Below are 20,287 nucleotides of genomic sequence, written 5' to 3'. Positions count from 1 at the left end.
ACGAACGTGAGGCACCATGCCGCTGATCTCCCACGCCCCGGACACCGGGGTCTGGCTGCTGACCACCCCGCACACCTCGTACGCGCTGCGGATCGACGAGAGCGGCGTGCCCTGTCATCTCGCGTGGGGGCCCCGGCTGACCCTGGCGGAGGCGGGCGCGCTCGCCGCTCCGGCGCAGGACACGGCGAGCAGCTTCGAGGGACGGCCTCCGGTGGGCGAGGAACTCCCTGTCGACGGCGGCACACGGTACGGCCCGCCCTCGCTCCAGATCCGGTACGCGGACTCCTCCCGTGGCTTCGAATGGGTGCCGACCGGCCACCGTGTCCTCGAACCGGCGCCCGGGGCGAGCGAGTTGGTGCTGGAGTTCCGCGACCGTCTCTGTCCCCTGGACGTCGCGCTGCACTACACGGTCCGCGCCGACACGGACGTCATCGAGCGCCGGACCGTGGTGCGCAACGCCGGTGACGAGCACGTCGACCTGCTGCGCGCCGATTCCGCCGCCTGGACGCTGCCGCCGCTGCGCGACTACCGGCTCAGCCATGTCACCGGCCAGTGGTCGGCCGAGAGTCAACTGCGCCGCGACACCCTGCCGTTCGGCGAGACGGTGCTGACCAGCCGGCGCGGGATCACCAGCCATCACGCCAACCCGTGGGTGATGCTCGACTCGGGTGAGGCGACCGAGGAGCACGGCCGGGTGTGGAGCGCGGCCCTCGCCTGGAGCGGGAGTTGGCGTGTCACCGCGCAGCGCACGCCCGACGGGCTGGCCGGGTTCACCGGGGGCGTGGGCCACGAGGGTACGAGCGTTCCGCTCGCGCCGGGTGAGGAGTTCGCCACGCCGGTGTTCGCCGGGCTGTGCACGGACGGCGGGTTCGGGGCGGCGAGCCGTGCCTGGCACACGTACACGACGACGCATGTGCTGCCCCGGGCACGGGAGTTGGCACCGGTGCTCTACAACTCGTGGGAGGCCACCGGGTTCGATGTCGACGAGGCGAGCCAGAAGGCGCTGGCCGAGCGGGCCGCCCTGCTCGGGGTGGAGCTGTATGTCGTCGACGACGGCTGGTTCGGGGCGCGGCGCAGCGACCGGGCCGGACTGGGCGACTGGACGCCCACTCCGGAGCGGTTCCCCGAGGGGCTCGGCCCGCTGGCCGACTCCGTGCACCGGCTCGGGATGCGGTTCGGGATCTGGGTCGAGCCGGAGATGGTCAATCCGGACAGTGCCCTGTACCGGGAGCACCCCGACTGGGTGCTGCACGTACCCGGCCGGGCCCGCACCGAGATGCGCAACCAGCTCGTCCTGAACTTCGCGCGGGACGAGGTGGCCGAGTGGGCGTACGGCTGGCTGACCCGGCTGGTCGGGGACCACGGGGTCGACTTCCTCAAGTGGGACATGAACCGTGCGTTCGGCGAGTCGGGCTGGCCGGGGCAGCCGGACGGCAACGACCGGCTGTGGACGCGGTACGGGGCGAATCTGTACGACGTCATCGACCGGCTGCGCGCCGACCGTCCCGGGCTGCGCGTGGAGACCTGCAGTGGGGGCGGCGGCCGGATCGACCTGGGCATCCTCTCCCGTACGGACCAGGCGTGGACGTCCGACAACACCGACGCCGTGGACCGGCTGGTGATCCAGCACGGGTTCGGGCAGGTGTATCCGGCGCGTGCCATGTCCGCGTGGGTGACCGACGTGCCCAATCAGCTCACGGCTCGTTCGGTGCCGCTGCGGTTCCGCTTCCATGCGGCGATGTGCGGGCTGCTCGGCATCGGCGGTGACCTCACGCGCTGGTCCGAGGAGGAACTCGCGGAGGGAGCGGCGCTGGTGGCCGAGTACAAGAAGGTACGGCATCTGGTGCAGCAGGGTGAGCTGTACCGGCTGTCGGGTCCACTCGGGGAGGAGCCGACGGTGGTGCAGTACGTCGGCGAGGACGCGGCCGAGGCCCTGGTGCTGGGCTTCCGGTACGGCCCCCGGCACGGTCTCCCGCGGATTCCCGTGCGGCTGCGGGGCCTCACGCCCGGCGCCCGGTACCGGGACGCGCGCACGGGTGCCGTCCACCACGCGAACGTGCTCGGCGAGTACGGGATGCGGCTCGACCTCGCGCCCGGCGACTGGTCCAGCACGGCCGTGCATCTGGTGCGCGTACGGGAGTCGTAGCCGGACCCCTTCCCCGGTCGGTCGTGGTCGGCCGGGGAACCGCGACGCCCCGGCCGGGCGTTACAGGGGCAACGCCCCCATGGGGGCACGAACGACGACCCCAGGGCAGGCGCGATGAGCGAGTTGGTCCCCGGGGGCAACACGCCCCTTCCGGGCGGCACCCTCACGCTCCGGGTGCCCGGCCCCTTCGACGTGAGCGCGCTCGTGACGGACGACGGCGGCAAGGTCGGCGGCGACGCCGACTTCGTGTTCTACAACCAGCCGTCGGCACCGGGAGCCCGGCTGCACGGCGACACTCTCACCGTCGACCCGGCGGGTCTGCGCCCCGGGGCCACCCGCGTCACGGTGGTCGTCAGCGCCGCCGACCCGGGGACGGCGCTGGGCGGGCTGCCCGCGCCCACACTCCAGGTCACCGGCCCCGGTGGACGCCCGCTCGCCCGGTTCACGCCGGCGCGCCCGCAGCGGGAGACGGTACTGCTGCTCGCGGAGCTGTACCGGCGGGGTACCGGCTGGAAGCTGCGCGCGCTGGGCCAGGGGTACGCGGACGGGCTGGCGGGCCTCGCCCGGGACTTCGGGGTGGATGTCGCCGACGAGGCCCCCTCTGCCCCGGCGGGGTCCGCCTCACCGTTCCCGGCGCCCGCGGCAGGTGTGCCCCTCCGTACACCGTCCCGCTGGTCCGACGCCGCCTCCCGGCTGTCGGGCGCGGCCTCTCGCCTGTCGGAGGCCGCTTCCCGTCGGTCCCGGTCGGCAGGCGCCCCGTCACCAGCCGGCGCTGCCGGGTCTGTTCCCCCGGCCGCCGCGCCTGTGCCGGGCGCGCGGCCGGTTTCGACGCCCCGGATCGCCCCCGCCGGCACCCCGGGCTCGCTCTCCCCCGCCGACGGGTTCCTCGCCCTCGTCAACTCCGCCCGTGCCGCTGCCGGCTCCCCACCCGTCACCCTCGACGAGCGGCTCCGCGCCGCCGCGCAGGCGCACGCCGCCGACATGGCCGCGGCGGGCCGGCTCGGTACCGAGAGCCGGGACGGCACCTCCGTCCACCAGCGCGTCACCGCCGCCGGATACACGTATCTGACCGTCGGCGAGCACCTGGTCTCCGGGCCGCGTACGCCCGAGGAGTTCGTCGACTACTGCCTGCGCACGGAGCAGGCCCGACGCACCCTGCACGACCCGGCGTTCACCCAGGCCGGCCTGGCACACGTCGCCGGGTCCCGCACGGGTGACACCTACTGGACCGCGCTCTGGGCCCGGCCCCTCATGCCCGGAGACCTGGAGCGGACGGCCGCCGAGGTCACAGACCTCACCAACCGGGAGCGGGCCCAAGCCGGGCTGCCGCCGCTGGCGTACGACACTCTGCTCACCCGTGCCGCGCAGGCGCACAGTACGGACATGGTGGTCCGCGCGTTCTATTCGCACACCGGGCCCGACGGCAGCCAGCCGTGGGACCGGGCCGCCGCGGCGGGGTCCACCCGGCGGACGATCGGCGAGAACATCGCGTGCGGGCAGCGCTCCTCCGCCGAGGTCGTGGAGGGGTGGATGAACAGCCCCGGGCACCGTGCCAACATTCTCAAACGGGAGTTCACGCACATAGGCATCGGTTTCGCGGGGGGCGGCAGGGCGGGCACGTACTGGACCCAGCTCTTCGGCGCCTGAACACCCCCTCGGCGCGAGCCCGGGCTGCCTACGGCTTGCGGGCGACACCGCCCAGCGCTATCACGTCCCCGGCGGCGGCCGCCGCCTCGGGACCGGGGCGCCAGTCGGTGATGGGGACGACACCGGGGGCCAGCAGCTCCAGGCCTTCGAAGAAGCCGGTGAGTTGCCGCGGGCTCCTCAGGCAGTAGGGAGCCGCGCCGCTCGCGTTGTAGAGCCGGGTGGCCTCGGCGTTGGCCCTGTTGGTGTCCACGCTGTCGTTGAACGCGAAGAAACTGCCAGGCGGGAGCGCGTCCATCAGCGCACGGACGATGGACCGCGCCTCGTCGTAGTCGGCGATGTATCCACTGACCTGCATCATCGTGAGTGCGACCGGCCGGGTGAGGTCGAGGGTCCGCGCCGCTTCCCGCAGGACGGCGTCGGGATCGTGCAGATCGGCGTCGATGTAGTCGGTCACGCCCTCGGGAGCGCTCGTGAGCAGGGCCTCGGCATGGGTGAGGACGAGGGGGTCGTTGTCCACGTAGACGATGCGGGCGTCGGGGGCCACACGCTGGGCGATCTCGTGGGTGTTGTCCGCCGTGGGCAGGCCCGTGCCGATGTCGAGGAACTGCCGGATCCCGGCCTCGCCGGCCAGATGGCGCACGGCGCGGCCGAGGAAGGCGCGGGAGTCCCGGGCGAGGTCGGTGATGCCGGGGAAGATGTCGCGGAAGGCCTCGCCCGCTTCGTGGTCGACCGGATAGTTGTCCTTGCCGCCGAGCCAGTAGTTCCAGATGCGGGCCGAGTGCGGCACCGTCGTGTCGATCTTCTCCGGCGTCTGTGTGCCGTGGCCGGACGAGTCCTGCGTCACCGGGCAACCTCCTTGCCAGGAACCGTGGTTGGCCCTGTCGTACAACGTAGCGTCACCGCTCCGCCGACAGGGGATCGTCCGCTGCGCAAGGGCGCCCTTCCGGCCTCCTTTCGCCAGACGCATTGCGATTCCCGCCACTTGGCCCCTGCTTTCCGTGTCCCGTTCTGCACACGGAAGGAGATACTCCGCGCGTTCTCCTGGCGGAACGGCACGCTCCGGGACACGATGCCCGCATGAAGGGTGATCTTTTTTCCAGTCAGTACATGGTGCAGCCGGCCACAGCGCCCGGTATGACCGCCGAGAACGCCAAGTCCATCAAGTACGCGGTCAACGGCGAGATGTTCGCCCGGCAGGGCGCGATGATCGCCTTCCGCGGCAATCTCCAGTTCGAGCGCAAGGGGCAGGGCGTCGGCGGCATGCTGAAGCGCGCGGTCACGGGTGAGGGACTGCCCCTGATGGCGGTGCGCGGGCAGGGCGAGGCATGGTTCGCGCACGAGGCGCAGAGCTGTTTCATCGTCGAGATCGACCCGGGTGACGTCTTCACGGTCAACGGCCGCAACGTGCTGTGTTTCGACGCGTCCCTGACGTACGAGATCAAGACCGTGAAGGGGGCGGGGATCAGCGGCGGCGGGCTGTTCAACAGCGTCTTCACCGGGCAGGGGCGGCTGGGGCTGGTGTGCGAGGGCAGTCCGCTGGTGATTCCGGTGTCGCCGCAGTATCCGGTGTACGTCGACACGGACGCGGTCGTGGGGTGGACGGCCAACCTCCAGACGTCGCTGCACCGTTCACAGTCCTTCGGCTCGATGATCCGCGGCGGCTCCGGGGAAGCCGCCCAACTGATGCTCCAGGGTGAGGGGTTCGTCGTCGTACGGCCGAGCGAGGCGACTCCGCAGAAGCCCCAGCAGCACTGACGTCACTTGCCAGCCGCGTCCCGGACGTGATGTGCGCCGCACAGGCAACCTCACCGCCGTCGCCGCCGTCTTGACCGACGACCGCACGGTTTCGCCCCGGCCCGACCGGCCGGGGCGAAATTTCGGCGCACTATACACACCATGTATACGCTGAGCGTATACCGAAAGGGATGCATGTACGGCAAGGCATTCGCACCGGAGTACCAGGGCGCACTCACCGGCCTCTCGGTGAACTCCTCCCTCGTCGACGTACTCGCCGCGGGCACCGCGCAGTTGGCGGCGGCCGAGCGGGCCGGGCGACCGGACGAAGCCGCCCGCTCCGGGCTCGCGGTCGCGGAGGCACACCGGCGGCTCGGGCAGGTGAGCGACGCCGACCGGGCCTGGAAGGCGAGTTACCGCGCGGCCCGGGCGGCCGGGGACACGGCGGCGATGGCGTGGGCGCTGTGGAGCGGCGGCACGCTGGCCCGGCAGCGGGGCGCGTTCGCGCTGGCCAAGCGACTGCTGGAACTCTCCGCCGAACTCGGCGAGCGCGGCGGCGACAGGCTCGTACGCAGCTACTCGCTCGCCGGACTGGCCGAGACCGGCCGTATAGAGGGCGACTACGAGGCGGTCGGGCGGCTCCACGAGCAGCTGCTCGCCGAGGCGCGCGAGCGCGGCGAGGCGCGGCACACGGTGTGGGCACTGGAGGGCATCGCGCAGATGCAGCGCAACACCGGCTCGTACGACAGCGCGTACGCGATGTTCGAGGAGGCGGCCGGGATCGCCGCGCGGGCCGACGACCGGCGAGGGCACGCCTGGGCGTTGCGCGGTCTCGCCGACATCGTGTCCGTGCGTGACGGCGACACTGAGCGCGCCCTCGCCCTGCTTTCGGAGGCGGAGGAGACCTGCACGGCGATGAACCTGTCGAGCGCGCTGGCCTACAACCACAAGATGCGCGGCAACGTCTTCTACCGCGCCGGGCGTTACACCGAGGCGCGCGGCCTGTACACGCGGGCGCTGGCGGAGTTCCGCGCCATGAGCGAGCTCCGCGGCGAGGCGTTGTCCCGCCTCGGGCTGGCCAAGTCCCTGGCCCGCCTCGGCCGCGACCGCACCGAGACGGCCGCCGAACTGACCGCTCTGGCCCGCGAGCTGGAGCGCATCGGGCTGCGGCACGCCCGCACGATGGTGGCGCGGGCGCGGACCGAACTCGGCCTCGACACGGACACGGAGGCCGCACGATGACACCGCCGGCCTCCGGTGCCCTGAGGGCGAGGCGGCCGGCCCGGGCTGTGAAGGAGATCACGTGGGGAGATCGTGTACAGGCCGCCACCTCAGGTCCAGTGAATTCACCCAATTCTTCGCACACCTGCGCGGCGCAGATGAATAAAAGGAGAATCGGGCCCGGGAGTTGCGGAATATTTGAACAGACCCCGTCGCACCCCTCGTACCACTGGGAAAGGTGAGAGCCGGGGGTTCAGCGAGGGATGGCCATGGTCAAGGCGCACGTCTCCACACACGAGTTGGTGGCCGGAAGGTACCGACTCCTCGATGTCGTCCATCGCGAAACGAACCGGGTCTCCTGGTACGGCGAGGACACCGCGTCCGAGCGCCCTGTCGTCCTCACCCAGATCCAGCTCCCGCCCGACCCCCGGGAGCAGACCGCGCGCCGGACCATCGCCCGGGTGATGCGCGCCTCCGAGATCCTCGGGCTGGCCCTGCCCGGGCGGGTGGGCGTCGTGATCGACGTCGTCGAGGAGTTCGGCACCCTGTGGACGGTCGCCGCGTGGATCGACGGCACGCTTCTCAGCGAACTCATGGAGCGGCAGGGCACGTTCAACTACGTGCGGGCGGCGCGCATCGCGCTCGAAGTGCTCGACGTCCTGGAGGCCGCGCACCGCGAGGGCATCGTGCACGCCGAGCTCAGCCCCGGCCAGGTGTTCGTGCCGGACAAGGGCCCGGTCGTGGTGACCGGCTTCGGACTGGCGGGGGCCACGTCCGCGTCCCGGGTCGGCGCGCCCTCGTACGCCTCGCCTGAACAGGCCCACGGCGCGCGCGCCGAGCCGTCGGCCGACCTGTGGGCGCTCGGCGCGCTCCTCTACGCGATGGCGGAGGGACGGCCGCCGTTCCGTGACCGGGGGCGGCCCGACGCGACGCTCAAGGCGGTCGACCGGCTGCCGTTGCGGAGCCCGGTGCGCGCCGGCCCCCTCACCCAGGTCATCCAGGGGCTGCTGCGCAAGAACGCCCGGGAACGGCTGACCGCTCCGGTGGCACGGGATGCCCTGCTCCGCGTCATCCGGGACGACCCCGACACCTCGGACGAACCGGTGCCCACCACCCGGCTGCGCGGCGCCGGTGCCGCCGCGCGGCGCGCCGGCCGGAACCGGACCGGACGCGCCACCGGCAGGATGGCCCTCGCCGGTGCGGCCCTGGCCGTCGTCACGGCGACCGTCGCGGTCCTCGCCACGACGGACAGTCTGCCCGGCCTCGACGTCTCCGCGTCCGGCGCGGACACCACACCGTCTGCCGCCGCCCCGGCCCCCTCCGTCCCCTCCACCGGCGGGAACACCGCCCTCCCCAGCCAGAGCCCCGAGCCCAGCGCCTCCCCCTCCGTGCCGGCGTCGCCGGCACCCTCGGCCACGCCGTCCGAGCCCCCCGCGCCCACCCCCACTCCCCCCGCCACCGACGCCAACGCACTGCCGGCCGGGTTCCGGGTGTACAACGCCCCGGAGGGGTTCTCCGTCGCCCTCCCCCAGGGGTGGAAACGGCTGAGCGAAGACGTCTCTCCCGGCAACGTCGCCTACCGCATCGTGTTCGGCGCCGACGACGACCCGCGCACCCTGACCGTCACGTACAGCGAGCGGCTCCGCCCGGACCCCGTCGCCGTGTGGCGCGACGATGTCGAACCCGGCCTTGTCCAGGCGGGCATCGGCTTCCAGCGCATCGGCGCGATCCGGGCGACGACCTATCGCGGCCGGAGCGCCGCCGACATGGAGTGGCTGTCCGACTTCGAGGGCACCCGGACACGTACGCTCGGCCGGGGTTTCCTCACCGGCGAGAACACGGGGTACTCGCTGCGCTGGACGACGCCCGCCGCCGACTGGAACGACACCGCCAACCGGCAGGCCCTGGACACCTTTTTCGATACCTTCAGAGAGTGAGCGGTCCCCGTCCATGGGCGGGTACACGTGTCGACCACCGGGCGTACGGACTCGGTGACAGGCGTGGATCCGGGTCGGGCCCGGTCCGTCAAAGCACTGTCAATGCGCGCATATAGGCTGCCTGTCTGCACCTTCGCAATCCGTCCAGCCTGCCCGGGAGAGTCACCTGTGACCGTAGCCATCGCCCCGTCCGAAACATCGGAGATGCCCGAGTCCCCCAAGACACCCGAGGTGTCGCACGTGTCGCCCGTCTCCGAGGAGTTCGACGGGGCCGACTGGTCCGAGCCGTCCGCCGGGCCCGACGAGCCCGGCGCCCCCTCCCTCGCCGTGTCCCCGCTCGTGGCACGCGACGCACAGGAGTTCGGGGTCTACGCGCGGACCGGGGGCTGGGCCTTCGGGCTGAAGGTGGCGCGGAGCGTGCGGCCCGGCGGTCAGCCCGCCGGTGAGACGCCGAAGGTCTCCGCCAGGGAGTTCGCCGGGCTCGCCGACTGCTCGCCCGAACGGGTCATGCGCTACTACAAGGCCTGGGACAGGGCCGCGGACGACGGTGTGGTCCCGCACTTCGAGTCGCTGGCCCCGGGCGAGGAGGTCGAACTCCCGGGCGCCGACCTGTGGCTCACGTACTACAGCTCCCGTTCCAGCGCGGGCTCGGAGCGCGGCACCGCCATCACCGAGGCCGCCGAGGCCGAGGGCATCCGGCCGACCAAGGCGCTCGAGGTCGCGGAGAACCCCACCGCGCTGCGGGCCGCGATCATGGCCGACCCCTCGACCGCCCGCGCCGCCCGGCACGCGCTGCTCGACCGGATCAAGGAAGACCCGGATCTCCAGGCCGAGTTGGCGCGCGACATCGTCCGCACCGACGACCTGAAGAAGGCCGTGGCCTCCGAGTCCCGGTCGGCCGACCGCGTCGGATACGTCCGCCAGATCGCCGAGTCCGGCCAGGTCAGGACGCCCGCCGGCCAGACCATCGAAGCGCCCGTCGACCTGCGCCAGGAGGCCGAACGGCATCTGTCCCTCCTCGACGAGCTCGACGAGGACGAGGACACCGGCGAGTGGGCGACCGAGGCCTACGACACCCTCAAGAGCCTCGTTGTCGAGGCGGTGGAGGCCGACCCCGAACTGCGCGTCCAGGAACGGCGGACCAAGTTCTACAGCAGCCTGACGAAGGCGACGAAGGCGTTCGAGGAGCTGACCTTCGACGACGTCCAGGAGTTCGCCGAGGACGACATGGTCCAGCAACTGGAGGAGCTCCAGGAGGCCATCGCCTCGTGCATCACGTCGCTGCGCGGAGCACGCACCACCCCCGCGTAGCACCTGGTGACACGGGCGCCCCGGGCTGAGTACGGGTACATGCCGGGGCCGGAACGCTCCCGCACCATGTTGCTCCCACCACGAGGAGCGCCCCGACGCCCGCCGTCGACACCGTCTCTCCCACCCTCCCGGCGGTCACCGACGCCCCTCGACGGCACCTTCCCGTGCTGCTCGCCGGGCTGGTGGCCGTCGGACTCGCGGTCCCGATGCGGCATCCGCACGACCTGACGACCCCGTTTTTGGAGACGGTGTGGATCCTGGTCGGGCTGCCCGTGATCGCCCTGATCTGGCGCCGCTTCCCGCTCACGAACCTGCTGTGCCGTCTGCTGGCCCTGCCCGCACTCGTCCTCATGGTGGGCGGCCACTACACCTACGCGCAGGTCCCGCTGGGCGACTGGGCGCGCGACACGTTCGGTCTCGACCGCAACCCGTACGACCGGCTCGGTCACCTCGTGCAGGGCTTCGTACCGGCCGTGCTCGTGCGGGAGCTGCCGAGCCGTACGTCACCGCTGCGCGGCAGCCGCCGGCCGGCCCCGCTGACCGTGTGCGCCTGTCTGGCCCTCAGTGCGGTCTTCGAGATGTTCGAACGGGCCGCGGCCCTGATCGGTGGCGCCGCGGCCGGCGACTTCCTGGCCACGCAGGGCGACGTGTGGGACGCCCAGTGGGACTGGTTATGCGCGCTGACCGGGGCGACGGTCTCGCTGCTCCTGCTGAGCCGCTTCCACGACCGGCAGCTCGCGGCCCTGCGCGCTCAGTCCGTGTAGTGGTGGCGCGTCCACATCGGCACCAGCAACCAGCAGGCCAGGTACCAGGCGACTATCCCCGCGACCAGCCAGGGCACGTACGCGTCGTGGGTGGCCACCCTCAGGACCAGCAGCAGTGCGGACGTCATGGTGGCGAACAGCAGCACCAGGCCGACGAAGGTCAGGCGCGAGGCCCAGAGCACGGCCTGGGGTTTCACCTGGCGGCCCGAGACGATCCGGTGCAGGGCGACCGGTCCGATCAGGGCGCCGGTGGTGGCGGCGCCCAGCACGACGGTGATGATGTAGATCGTGCGCTCCGTGTCGCCCAACTGCTCGTACCTCGGGGTGAACACGACGGTCAGCAGGAAGCCGAACAGGATCTGCACCCCCGTCTGGGCCACCCGGACCTCTTGGATGAGCTCGCCCCACTTGCGGTCGGCCCGCTCCTCCTCGGTCTCTTCGCGCCCCCGGTCGAGCGTACCGACCTCGCCGTCGGTGTCCGACATCGTTCCTCCTGGCCTCCGCGTCCTGACTACCTGTACCGGGTTCCCCGCGAAGCGGGATTCGATCAGATCGCGGCCAGGCGGTTTGGCCGATCGGCGCGATGGATACCCGCAGTGCAATCGCGGTGGCCACAGTGGAGGAGGTCCGGCCATGTCCGGAACGCAGCTCACCCTTACGCTCAGCGGCGGCAGCGCCGCCGACGCGCAGACGGTCGTACGGGCCCTGGAGTCGGCCTTCGGCCCGGCTGACGAGTCCCCGGGGGACGACGACGGGCACTCCACCGTGCACACGGCTGCGTTCACCGTCGGCACGGAGTCGCACGCGCCCGGTCATCCGGCACGGGAGCGGCTGTCGGCGCCCGTGCTCGTGACGGTGCAGGGCACGCCCGAGGCCGTCCGCTGCGCGGGCGCGACCCTCACCGGCACGTTCACCGCCCACGACCGGGGCAGCGTCTCCGGCGACCAGGAACAGGAACAGCAGTTGCTCCTGGAGCCGTGAGACGCGTACGTACGTCCGCTACCAGCGATTTTCCACCTGCGCCCTGATCCGGCGGTCGTAAAGGTCCTGGATCGCGGTGAGCGTCTCCTGCGACAGCGCCGGCAGGGCGGCGGCCCCCGCGTTGGCGCGGGCCTGCTCCGCCGAGCGGGCGCCCGGGATCACCGTCGTCACACCGGGCTGCTGGAGGATCCAGCGCAGGGCCAGCTGGGCCGGGGTGTACCCCTCCGGGGCCAGGGCGGAGAACTCGGCCGCCGCCTCGACGCCGGTCGCGTAGTCGACGCCGGAGAAGGTCTCGCCCTGGTCGAAGGACTCGCCGTGGCGGTTGTAGGTGCGGTGGTCGTTCTCGGGGAACACCGTGTCCTTGGTGTACTTGCCCGACAGCAGGCCCGAGGCGAGCGGGACCCTGGCGATGATGCCGACGCCGGCCTTCCCGGCGGCGGGGAGCACCGCGGCGAGGGGCTTCATACGGAACGCGTTGAGGATGATCTGCACGCTGGTCACGCCTGGGCGGGCGATCGCGGTGAGCGCCTCCTCGCAGGTCTCGACACTGACGCCGTACCGCGCGATGCGCCCCTCGTCGACCAGGGTGTCCAGGGCGTCGAAGACCTCGTCGGAGGAGTAGACCGGGGTCGGCGGGCAGTGCAGCTGAACCAGCTCGACGCGGTCGACACCGAGGTTGCGCCGCGAGCGGTCGTTCCAGGCACGGAAGTTGTCGAGGACGTAGTTCTCGGGGATCTGGTCGACCCGGCGGCCCATCTTGGTCGCGACCAGCACATCCAGTTCGGGCCTGCCGCGCAGGAAGGTGGCGATGGTCTGTTCGCTGCGCCCGTCGCCGTACACGTCGGCGGTGTCGAAGAAGGTCACTCCCGACTCGACCGCCGCGTCCAGCACCGCGAGGGCGTCCTTTTCCTCCACGTCGCCCCAGTCGGCGCCCAACTGCCACGTTCCGAGGCCGATGACCGACGCCCGCTGACCCGACCTACCGATTACACGCTCGTCCATGGCGTCAGTCTGTCATCTGTCCGCAGGCCGGGCGGACGGGGGCCACCGCCTGGACCCCTCAGAACCCCACTCCTCCAATTCACCTATACGAGTGAATTGATGAAAGGGACAACTCCGTCAGGGGGTCAGCAGCGCCTGCACGGTGGGGGCATACAGGTCCACGATGTCGTCGATCGTCGCCTCCCGCAGATGCGTTCCGCGGGCGATGCCGTACATGACGCCCAGGCCCAGCAGGGTGGCGACGGCCAGTTCGGCGCGCAGGCCCGGATCGGCGCCGGTGAGGCGGCCGGCGAGTCGGTCGCTCACCTGGGTGCGGAAGTTGGCGCGCATGATGTCACCCCGGTCGCCCTGGAAGGGGGCGAACACGATCCGCAGGACGGGGTCGGCGCCGCGCTCGGTCTGGCCGGTGAGGAGATGGCGGACCATGTGGCGGCCGAGGTCGTCGAGTGGCGCGTCCAGCAGGGTGTCGGCGTCCTGCTCGAAGGACATGACGCGGGCGAAGAGGGCGTCCTTGTTGCCGAAGTACTTAAGGATCAACGGCGGGCTGACACCGGCGCGTTCGGCGACCGCCTTGAGGGTGATGTCCGCCTGGGCGTAGCGGGCGAGGAGGTGGCGGGCGGCGCGCAGGATGGCGGCCCTGGTCTGCTCCGCGTCCCGGCGCGGGGGTGTGGCCGGGGTCGGCTCGGTGCCGGTCGTCTGTGGTGTGCGCACGGGGTTCATGCTCCCTCCATCGCCTCGTCCCGCGCGCCCGGGGTGCGGCCACGGGCACGGGCACGCCGGGTGGTGCCGGTGGCCGGGTCACCGGGGATGGTCAGGGCAGCCGTGCAGGCCAGCAGGGCGACGACGCCCGCCATCCCGAAGGCCAGCAGGAAGCCGTGCAGGGTGGGCACCGGGGCTCCGTCGACCGGGCTGGTGTGGCGTACCAGTACGGCGACGACCGCGGCGCTGCACATGGCCTGCCCGACCGTGCGCATCAGGACGTTGACGCCGTTGGCGGATGCGGTCTGACCCGGCGGAACGGCCCCCAGGATCAGCATGGGCGGAGCCGAGTACGCGAGCGTGGTGCCCATGCCGACGACCGCGGCACCCACGATGATCATCCACAGGTCGCGGCTGTCCGCGATGCGCACCACGTAGCCGAGTGCGATGACCGCGGTGCCGATGGCGAGGGTGACGCCCGGCCCGTACGCCGCCGAGACGCGGGCCGACACGGGTGAGAACACCAGCATGACGATGCCTCCGGGCAGCAGGACGAGGCCCGTCTCGACGATGGACAGCCCGAGCCCGTACCCGGTGGCCTCGGGCGCCTGGACCAGCTGGGCCGTCACCAGGGAGTTGGAGTAGAAGGCGAACCCGGTCAGCAGGGCCGCGACATGGGACAGGCCGACTCGCGGACGGGCCACCAACCGCAGGTCCACCAGTGGCTGTCGGCTGCGCAACTGCTGCCACCACCACAGGCCGAGCACACCGACGGCGCCGGTGAACAACCCCAGGACGCGCGGGCTGCCCCACCCCCACTCGCCGCCCTCGACGATCCCGAGGAGCAGACACACCAGGCCGACGGCGAGTCCCAGCGCACCCGTGACGTCGAAGCGCCCCGGCTCCCGGACGGGCGACTCGCGCACCGCCCACCACACCGCCGAAACGCCCACCGCGCCGAGGCCGGCGGTCGCCCAGAACATGACGTGCCAGTTGGCGTACTGGACGATCAGCGCGGCGAGCGGCAGCCCCAGGGCCGCGCCGATCCCGACGGTGGCACTCATCAGGGCGACCGCGCTTCCCGTGCGCTCCGGCGGCAGTTCGTCGCGCAGGATGCTGATCGACAAGGGGACGACGGCGGACGCGGCGCCCTGCAGGGCGCGCGCCGTGATGAGCACGCCGATGTGCGACGACAGGGCGCACATGACCGAGCCGAGGACCATCAGCCCGAGGGCCGCGACCAGGACCCGCCGTTTGCCGTACATGTCGCCGGCGCGGCCCAGCACCGGGGTGAGAACGGCGCCGGACAGCAGGGTCGCGGTCACCATCCAGGAGACCGCGCCCGGTGAGGCGCCGGTCAGCCGGGGCAGGTCGGGCAGCAGCGGGATGACCACGGTCTGCATGACCGCCATCAGCATCCCGCCGAACGCGAGCACCGGGACGGTCATCCGGTCGCGCAGGGGCCGCGTGGCGGGTATCGGGACGGGGTGGTTTATCGGCACTCCAGCGGGCGGCCGCTCCGCGCGACACGAAAAAGGGGTGAATGGCGATTCACCATAGCGGTGAATCGCCATTCACCCAATAATCACCACCGCGACCAGGCTATTTGCCGGAGACCTCGGCCTCTTCCCGGGTGCGGGAGGCCAGCGCCCGGGTCTGCGCGGTGCGGGCGAGCTTCGGTCCGAGCCACCGCTTGAACCGGCGCAGCGCTTCGAGGCGTCCCGCCGCCCGGTCGAGGCCGTAGTAAAGCTGGGGCGGCACATAGGGCAGCAGGGGCGAGTGGCGCTGACCGAGCAGGGCGAACATCCGCTCCGGGGGCAGCCGGATGTAGCGGGGCAGGTTCTCGTACCACTGGGCGCTGTAGCGGGCCGCGCTCTGAATGGAGAGCAGTTCGGACTTGCGCTGCTCCTCGTAGGCGGTGAGGGCCGCGGGGAGTTCCGGGTGTGTCCGGAGGGCGTCGGCCAGGACGATGGCGTCCTCCAGGGCGAGCGTGGTGCCGGCGCCGATGGAGTAGTGCGTGGTGTGGGCGGCGTCGCCGAGCAGGACGAGGTTGCCGTGGTGCCAGGTCTGGTTGGTGAGGGTGCGGAAGCTGAGCCACTGGGCGGCGCCGTCGGCGGCGGAACGGCCGATCAGGGGGTGTCCGTCCAGCAGGTCGCCGAAGAGCTTCTCCAGGAGGGCCAGGCCGTCGGCCTCGTTCGCCCGGTCGAGACCGAGTCCGCTCCAGGTCTCGGGGGCGCATTCGACGACGCAGGTGCTGTGGTCCTGGCTGTAGCCGTAGCCGTAGCACCAGATCCAGCCGTGCTCCGTCTCCTTGAAGCCGAAGGTGAAGGCGTCGAAGACCTTGGTGGTGCCGAGCCAGATGTACCGGTTGCGCCCGGCCTTCAGGTCGGCGCCGAAGTATGCGGTGTGCTGTTCGCGCAGTGCGCTGTTGACGCCGTCGGCGGCCACGACGAGGTCGGCGTCGGCCAGCGTGGAGGCGTCGGTGATCCCGTGCTCGAACTCCAGCCGTACGCCCACCTGCCGGGCCCGGTCGGCGAGGATCTCGAGGAGTTTGCGGCGGCCGATGCCGAAGCCCTCGTCGCCCGGGTGCCTGGTCGTACTGTCGCCCACGTGGGCGACTCCGGCGTTCCAGCACACCGAGGCGTCGCCGATGGCCCGCGCGGACTCCGGATCGTGTTCGTGGAGCTTGTCGAGCAGTCCGCGCCAGTAGGTGACGCCCCAGCCGTAGGTCGAGCCGGCCGGGTCGCGCTCGTACACGCTGATGTCGTGGGACGGGTCCTGCAGCTTCATCAGGATCGAGAGATACAGGCCGGCGGGCCCGCCTCCGACACAGGCGACCTTCACACACACCCCTAGCGATTACAGAAGGTGGTCAGTTCGCGTCGGAGGGTAGCAGGATGCGAGGTCGCCGAACGGCCTCCACGGCGGAGGCCGGTGAAGTCGGGGGCGCTCAGGCCTCCGCGGTGCGGCACTCCGGGTGACCCCAGCCCTGGGGGTTCTTGGCGATGGTCTCGCCGGCCGCGTAGGCGCGTCCGCAGACGCAGCGGCCGGGGAACTTCGCGTTGAGGGTGCGGCTGGAGTTGCCGGTGCGCGGGCGGGACGTCTTCTTGGCAGACGTCTTCGTGGCCGTGGAGCGCTGGGTGTCCGGGGAGGCCGGGGGTTCCGGGGAGCCGAGGTCGCTGCCCGCCGGCTGCTGCACGATCGCGGCCTGGCTGGCGGCGCGGTCGGCGAAGTCGTTGAGCTTGTCGCCGTCGACCTGGTGGGCGGGCACGTAGCGGAACTCGACCGAGCGGCCGTCGAGCAGTTCGTCGATGCGGACGACGAGTTCCTGGTTGGCGACCGGCTTGCCGGCCGCCGTCTTCCAGCCCTTGCGCTTCCAGCCGGGCAGCCAGGTGGTGACGGCCTTCATCGCGTACTGGGAGTCCATCCGGATCTCCAGCGGTACGTCGGCGGCGACGGCCGTCAGCAGCCGTTCCAGCGCGGTGAGTTCGGCGACGTTGTTGGTGGCCCGGCCGAGCGGCCCGGCCTCCCAGCGGGCGGGGCTCTCCGAGCCGTCGGCCACCACCCAGGCCCAGCCCGCCGGTCCCGGATTTCCCTTAGAAGCCCCGTCGCACGCGGCCACCACACGTTCACGCATGCGCTCGATCATGCCATGCGTGAACCGGGCTCCCGGCCCTCGTCGGGTACCTGCGTCAGCCCACGTCCGCCGACTTGGGCATCTCGCCGGCCGTCGTCGTGACGTCGATGACGGAGAAGTTGGCGCCCTGCGGATCGCTCAGCGCGGCGAACCGGCCGAACGGGCTGTCCATGGGCCCGAAGCGCAGCACGGCGCCGAGCCTGGTGGCCGTGGCGACGGCGTCGTCGCAGTTGCCGACACTGAAGTACACGTTGATGTACGGCGGCATCTCGGGCGGGAAGTCGTCCGTCATCCGCATCCTGCCGAGGACGGTGTTCTCACCCAGGTTGTACATGCGGAAGTCGATGGCGTCGTCCTGCATCTGCTTCGCCGAGTAGCCGAAGACGGCCGGGAAGAAGGTGTCCGACTTCTCGGCCTCGCGCGTGAAGACCTCCGCCCAGCAGTAGGCGCCGGGCTGTTCCGGTGCCGCCTCGAAGCCTTCGTGGGTACCGCTCTGCCAGACACCGAAGACGACACCGCCGGGGTCGCGGGCCAGGCACATGGTGCCGAACTCGCCCACCTGCATCGGTTCCATCAGCAGTTCGCCGCCGTTGTCACGGATCTTCGAGGCCGTGGCGGCGGCGTCCGGCGAGGCGAGGTACAGGCACCACGCCGACTGCCCCTCCTGCCCGGGCATGGGCGGGACGACCGCGGCGACCGCCTTGCCGTCGGCGTACGCCTGTGTGTAGTTGCCGTACTCCGACAACGACTCGCCGAAGGTCCAGCCCAGCACCTCGCCGTAGAAGCTCTTGGCTCCCTCGACGTCGCTGAACATCGCGTCGGCCCAACAGGGGGTTCCCTCAGGTTGTACGGCCATGGCTCCGGCCTCTCCGGTCTTGTGGGTCTCGTCGGGTGGTCCGGATCCTCACGCTAGCCAGGCTTCGTCCGGGACGCGCGCCGAACGCTCCACGCTGTTCGTCCACTGCGGGCCGGTGGGGCTTGTCGCGCAGTTCCCCGCGTCCCTTCAGGGCGCGGTTCCGCGATCGGCGCCATCGCTGGTGCCGCTGGAGCGTAGGGCGAGGCAGTAACACACCCCTGCGGTCTGATAATTTCATCGGCGCTCGTCTCCTTGGCTCCTCCCCGAACCTCCAGGTGTCCAGATGTCCGCTGCACGGGTGCGCCGCCTCGCGACGCGGCATGCCCGCGGTGGCCTTCCGCATCTGCTGAGCGTCCTGGTCCTCGTCCTCGTGACAGTCGCGTTCTCCTGCGCCGGCGCCCTGCCCTCACCGGACACCGGGCCCTCACGGTCGGCGTCGGTGCATGTCGTGCACATCGCCGACCAGGACCCCTGCCAGAAGGGCCCGCACCACGGCTGTCACACCCCCGGCAACCACGGCGTCCTCAACCACGCGCCCTTCGTCGGCGCGGACCGGGCCGCCGCGCTGGACCAGCCGAGCACCGCCCCCGCCCGGCTGCCGCTCGGCCCCTCGCGGATTCCCGGCGGCGCCCGCCCTCCCGATCTCCACGAGCTGCAACTGCTCCGGGTCTAGGCCGTGGCCGGGCCCCCGCGTTCCCCGGCCCGATCCGCTCGGCCACGACCATCACCCCAGCTTGCAGCGCCGTGCCCGGAGAAGGGCACGGCCGGAGAAGGACATCCCATGGGTACATCCAACGCCAAGGCGAAGACCGCGGCCCGCCGCGCCCACATGGAAGAACTGCGCAAAGCCGAGCAGGCCCGTGAGCGCCGTATGCGTCTGCTCACGCTCGGCGCCACCGCCGTCATACTCGTCGGCCTGGCCGGCGGCGGCTGGTACCTGGTCGACTCCGCCCAGGACAAGGAAGAGGCGAAGGCGGCGCCGATCTCGGGCGTGAAGAGCTGGTCGAAGCTCACCCAGAACCACGTCGACACGGCCGTCACCTACAAGATGAGTCCGCCCGTGGGCGGCGACCACAACCAGGTGTGGGTCAACTGCGACCGGCAGGTCTACACGAAGGCGGTCCCCAACGAGAACGCGGTGCACGCCCTCGAACACGGCGCCGTCTGGATCACGTACAACGACAAGGCGGCCAAGGCGGACGTCGAGACGCTGTCCGAGCGCGTGACCAACACGTCGTACACCTTCATGAGTCCGTACGAGGACCAGTCGTCGCCGATCGTCCTGAGCGCCTGGGAGCACCAGCTCAAGGTCGACAAGGCTTCGGACCCGCGGGTCACCAAGTTCCTCGACAAGTACGTCCAGGGCGAGCAGACGCCCGAGCCGGGTGCCGCGTGCACCAACGGCATGACGCCGTGAACTGAGCGCCGGACGCGGGACGTTCGCACCGGACGGCCCCGCGCCGGCGCCTGCCTTTCCGTACGGTCGAAAATCGCTGGAGTGGAGGCCCGCCGGCGGGCTGGGATGGCCCCATGTGTGCCCTGAAGATGCATGCGGACGAGGCGGAGATCGACGCCCCGCTGGTCCAGCGCCTGATCTCCCGGCGGCTTCCCGAGTGGTCGGGTCTGCCTGTGGAGCGGCTGGAGTCCGCCGGGACCGAGAACGCCATGTTCCGGCTCGGCGGCGACCTGGTGGTCCGGCTGCCACGACATCCCGGCGCCGCGACACCTTCCGCGAGGCGGCCGGCACCGACGACGCCGAGTGGGCGCGGCTGGGCCCCGTCGATCTCGCTGATCCAGCTGCCGTACTACCGGGAGACGAATCCGGTACTCGCGGCGAACTCCCGGCACGTCATCCGGGAGATCCTGGCCGAGCGCGGGTGAGTGAGGCGCCGGGTCGGGCCCTTCCGGACTTCCGGAAGGTGACGCGCCCGGCGGTCGGGGGCAGCCACTCGGGCATCGCCACCGGGTCGGGCCCCGATACGCGCCCTCACCCGTCTGCTCCGGGCCGACCGGTGGCGGTTGGTGTCGGTGGTGCCGCAGGAGTCGATCCTGTTTTCCGGGACGGCCCGGGACAACGTGGCGTACGGCATGGACGCCACCGACGGTGCGGGCCACGGCGCTCGAGTTCGTCGACCGGTTGCCGCAACGGCCCCGGCACTCTGGTCGGCGCGCACGGCGCACGGCTGTCCCGGGGCCGGCGGCCACGGCTCGCCGTCGTGCGGGCACTGATCCGCGACCCCCGGGTGCTGATCCTCGACGAGGCGATGTCCGCCCTGGACACCGGTCCCGGGTCGCTCGTGCAGGAGGCGCCGGCACGGCTTCTGCAGGGCGTACGACGCCGTGGCGGCGCGG

Annotated in this window: 19 protein-coding genes and 1 pseudogene; 12 read left to right on the top strand and 8 right to left on the bottom strand. The window is 71.6% G+C overall.

Annotation, left to right across the window (positions count from 1 at the left end; all coding sequences use genetic code 11):
* Positions 1-16 precede the first annotated feature (16 nt).
* Both RB628_RS08445 and RB628_RS08440 read left to right on the top strand, forming a co-directional pair.
* Positions 17-2,146 (top strand): alpha-galactosidase, encoded by a 2,130-nt coding sequence (locus tag RB628_RS08445; protein ID WP_318319676.1) that lies wholly within the window; start codon positions 17-19, stop codon positions 2,144-2,146.
* Positions 2,147-2,260: 114 nt separating this feature from the next.
* Complete coding sequence (locus RB628_RS08440) at positions 2,261-3,793, top strand: CAP domain-containing protein (protein ID WP_318319675.1); 1,533 nt, start codon at positions 2,261-2,263, stop codon at positions 3,791-3,793.
* 28 nt (positions 3,794-3,821) lie between these two features.
* Here the strand turns inward: RB628_RS08440 and RB628_RS08435 are convergent, their stop codons facing one another.
* Positions 3,822-4,637 (bottom strand): SAM-dependent methyltransferase, encoded by an 816-nt coding sequence (locus RB628_RS08435; RefSeq protein ID WP_318319674.1) that lies wholly within the window; start codon positions 4,635-4,637, stop codon positions 3,822-3,824.
* A gap of 233 nt (positions 4,638-4,870) precedes the next feature.
* Between RB628_RS08435 and RB628_RS08430 the strand changes: the two genes are divergently transcribed.
* From RB628_RS08430 to RB628_RS08410, 5 genes are all read left to right on the top strand, one after another.
* Entirely contained in the window at positions 4,871-5,548 is a 678-nt protein-coding gene (locus RB628_RS08430; RefSeq protein WP_318319673.1) for an AIM24 family protein, read from the top strand.
* Between the two features lie 174 nt (positions 5,549-5,722).
* Positions 5,723-6,769 carry a tetratricopeptide repeat protein gene (locus RB628_RS08425; protein ID WP_318319672.1) on the top strand — a complete coding sequence of 349 codons (1,047 nt, stop codon included), beginning with the start codon at positions 5,723-5,725 and terminating at the stop codon, positions 6,767-6,769.
* A 248-nt stretch (positions 6,770-7,017) separates the two neighbouring features.
* Positions 7,018-8,685, top strand: coding sequence for a protein kinase domain-containing protein (locus tag RB628_RS08420; RefSeq protein WP_318319671.1), 1,668 nt, complete (start codon positions 7,018-7,020; stop codon positions 8,683-8,685).
* Between the two features lie 168 nt (positions 8,686-8,853).
* On the top strand, positions 8,854-9,996 hold the full coding sequence (locus tag RB628_RS08415; RefSeq protein ID WP_318319670.1) for a hypothetical protein: 1,143 nt from the start codon (positions 8,854-8,856) through the stop codon (positions 9,994-9,996).
* 206 nt (positions 9,997-10,202) lie between these two features.
* On the top strand, positions 10,203-10,760 hold the full coding sequence (locus RB628_RS08410) for a DUF2238 domain-containing protein (protein ID WP_318319694.1): 558 nt from the start codon (positions 10,203-10,205) through the stop codon (positions 10,758-10,760).
* On the opposite strand, the gene RB628_RS08405 is transcribed toward RB628_RS08410, so the two are convergent.
* Entirely contained in the window at positions 10,748-11,245 is a 498-nt protein-coding gene (locus RB628_RS08405; protein WP_318319669.1) for a DUF6328 family protein, read from the bottom strand. The two genes, RB628_RS08410 and RB628_RS08405, sit on opposite strands and share 13 nt — an antisense overlap.
* Before the next feature lie 148 nt (positions 11,246-11,393).
* On the opposite strand from RB628_RS08405, the gene RB628_RS08400 reads away from it, so the two are divergent.
* Complete coding sequence (locus RB628_RS08400; RefSeq protein ID WP_318319668.1) at positions 11,394-11,741, top strand: hypothetical protein; 348 nt, start codon at positions 11,394-11,396, stop codon at positions 11,739-11,741.
* Positions 11,742-11,759: 18 nt separating this feature from the next.
* On the opposite strand, the gene RB628_RS08395 is transcribed toward RB628_RS08400, so the two are convergent.
* The 6 genes from RB628_RS08395 to RB628_RS08370 all read right to left on the bottom strand — a co-directional run bounded on the left by RB628_RS08395 (position 11,760) and on the right by RB628_RS08370 (position 17,935).
* A complete protein-coding gene (locus RB628_RS08395; RefSeq protein WP_318319667.1) occupies positions 11,760-12,743 on the bottom strand; it encodes an aldo/keto reductase in 984 nt (327 codons plus the stop codon).
* Between the two features lie 117 nt (positions 12,744-12,860).
* Positions 12,861-13,463, bottom strand: a complete 603-nt coding sequence (locus RB628_RS08390; protein WP_318319666.1) for a TetR family transcriptional regulator — start codon at positions 13,461-13,463, stop codon at positions 12,861-12,863.
* Positions 13,460-14,938, bottom strand: a complete 1,479-nt coding sequence (locus RB628_RS08385; protein ID WP_412180614.1) for an MFS transporter — start codon at positions 14,936-14,938, stop codon at positions 13,460-13,462. The genes RB628_RS08390 and RB628_RS08385 overlap by 4 nt, the downstream gene beginning before the upstream one ends.
* A 106-nt stretch (positions 14,939-15,044) precedes the next feature.
* On the bottom strand, positions 15,045-16,286 hold the full coding sequence (locus RB628_RS08380) for an FAD-dependent monooxygenase (RefSeq protein ID WP_318319664.1): 1,242 nt from the start codon (positions 16,284-16,286) through the stop codon (positions 15,045-15,047).
* A gap of 106 nt (positions 16,287-16,392) precedes the next feature.
* Complete coding sequence (locus RB628_RS08375) at positions 16,393-17,091, bottom strand: ribonuclease H (protein ID WP_318319663.1); 699 nt, start codon at positions 17,089-17,091, stop codon at positions 16,393-16,395.
* A gap of 43 nt (positions 17,092-17,134) precedes the next feature.
* Entirely contained in the window at positions 17,135-17,935 is an 801-nt protein-coding gene (locus tag RB628_RS08370; RefSeq protein ID WP_318319662.1) for a VOC family protein, read from the bottom strand.
* Positions 17,936-18,218: 283 nt separating this feature from the next.
* On the opposite strand from RB628_RS08370, the gene RB628_RS08365 reads away from it, so the two are divergent.
* The 4 genes and pseudogenes from RB628_RS08365 to RB628_RS08350 form a co-directional block, all read left to right on the top strand.
* On the top strand, positions 18,219-18,608 hold the full coding sequence (locus RB628_RS08365) for a hypothetical protein (RefSeq protein ID WP_318319661.1): 390 nt from the start codon (positions 18,219-18,221) through the stop codon (positions 18,606-18,608).
* Positions 18,609-18,716: 108 nt separating this feature from the next.
* Positions 18,717-19,352, top strand: coding sequence for a DUF3105 domain-containing protein (locus RB628_RS08360; RefSeq protein ID WP_318319660.1), 636 nt, complete (start codon positions 18,717-18,719; stop codon positions 19,350-19,352).
* Between the two features lie 113 nt (positions 19,353-19,465).
* Positions 19,466-19,816 (top strand): hypothetical protein, encoded by a 351-nt coding sequence (locus tag RB628_RS42535; protein WP_412180613.1) that lies wholly within the window; start codon positions 19,466-19,468, stop codon positions 19,814-19,816.
* 135 nt (positions 19,817-19,951) lie between these two features.
* Positions 19,952-20,265, top strand: a pseudogene (locus RB628_RS08350) (ATP-binding cassette domain-containing protein); the annotation flags it as partial.
* Positions 20,266-20,287: the final 22 nt, after the last annotated feature.

The organism is Streptomyces sp. ADMS (assembly GCF_033441795.1).
In the GTDB taxonomy this organism is placed as follows: domain Bacteria; phylum Actinomycetota; class Actinomycetes; order Streptomycetales; family Streptomycetaceae; genus Streptomyces.
This window is presented reverse-complemented; position numbering and strand designations above follow the sequence as displayed.

Excerpts from the sequence above, each read along its gene's own strand:
- RB628_RS08440 (WP_318319675.1), top strand. The coding sequence starts at position 2,261 with ATGAGCGAGTTGGTCCCCGGGGGCAACACGCCCCTTCCGGGCGGCACC.
- RB628_RS08425 (WP_318319672.1), top strand. The coding sequence starts at position 5,723 with ATGTACGGCAAGGCATTCGCACCGGAGTACCAGGGCGCACTCACCGGC.
- RB628_RS08390 (WP_318319666.1), bottom strand. The coding sequence starts at position 13,463 with ATGAACCCCGTGCGCACACCACAGACGACCGGCACCGAGCCGACCCCG.
- RB628_RS08365 (WP_318319661.1), top strand. The coding sequence starts at position 18,219 with ATGTCCGCTGCACGGGTGCGCCGCCTCGCGACGCGGCATGCCCGCGGT.
- RB628_RS08430 (WP_318319673.1), top strand. The coding sequence starts at position 4,871 with ATGAAGGGTGATCTTTTTTCCAGTCAGTACATGGTGCAGCCGGCCACA.
- RB628_RS42535 (WP_412180613.1), top strand. The coding sequence starts at position 19,466 with ATGTGTGCCCTGAAGATGCATGCGGACGAGGCGGAGATCGACGCCCCG.
- RB628_RS08410 (WP_318319694.1), top strand. The coding sequence starts at position 10,203 with ATGCGGCATCCGCACGACCTGACGACCCCGTTTTTGGAGACGGTGTGG.
- RB628_RS08370 (WP_318319662.1), bottom strand. The coding sequence starts at position 17,935 with ATGGCCGTACAACCTGAGGGAACCCCCTGTTGGGCCGACGCGATGTTC.
- RB628_RS08375 (WP_318319663.1), bottom strand. The coding sequence starts at position 17,091 with ATGATCGAGCGCATGCGTGAACGTGTGGTGGCCGCGTGCGACGGGGCT.
- RB628_RS08420 (WP_318319671.1), top strand. The coding sequence starts at position 7,018 with ATGGTCAAGGCGCACGTCTCCACACACGAGTTGGTGGCCGGAAGGTAC.
- RB628_RS08405 (WP_318319669.1), bottom strand. The coding sequence starts at position 11,245 with ATGTCGGACACCGACGGCGAGGTCGGTACGCTCGACCGGGGGCGCGAA.
- RB628_RS08400 (WP_318319668.1), top strand. The coding sequence starts at position 11,394 with ATGTCCGGAACGCAGCTCACCCTTACGCTCAGCGGCGGCAGCGCCGCC.
- RB628_RS08395 (WP_318319667.1), bottom strand. The coding sequence starts at position 12,743 with ATGGACGAGCGTGTAATCGGTAGGTCGGGTCAGCGGGCGTCGGTCATC.
- RB628_RS08360 (WP_318319660.1), top strand. The coding sequence starts at position 18,717 with ATGGGTACATCCAACGCCAAGGCGAAGACCGCGGCCCGCCGCGCCCAC.
- RB628_RS08445 (WP_318319676.1), top strand. The coding sequence starts at position 17 with ATGCCGCTGATCTCCCACGCCCCGGACACCGGGGTCTGGCTGCTGACC.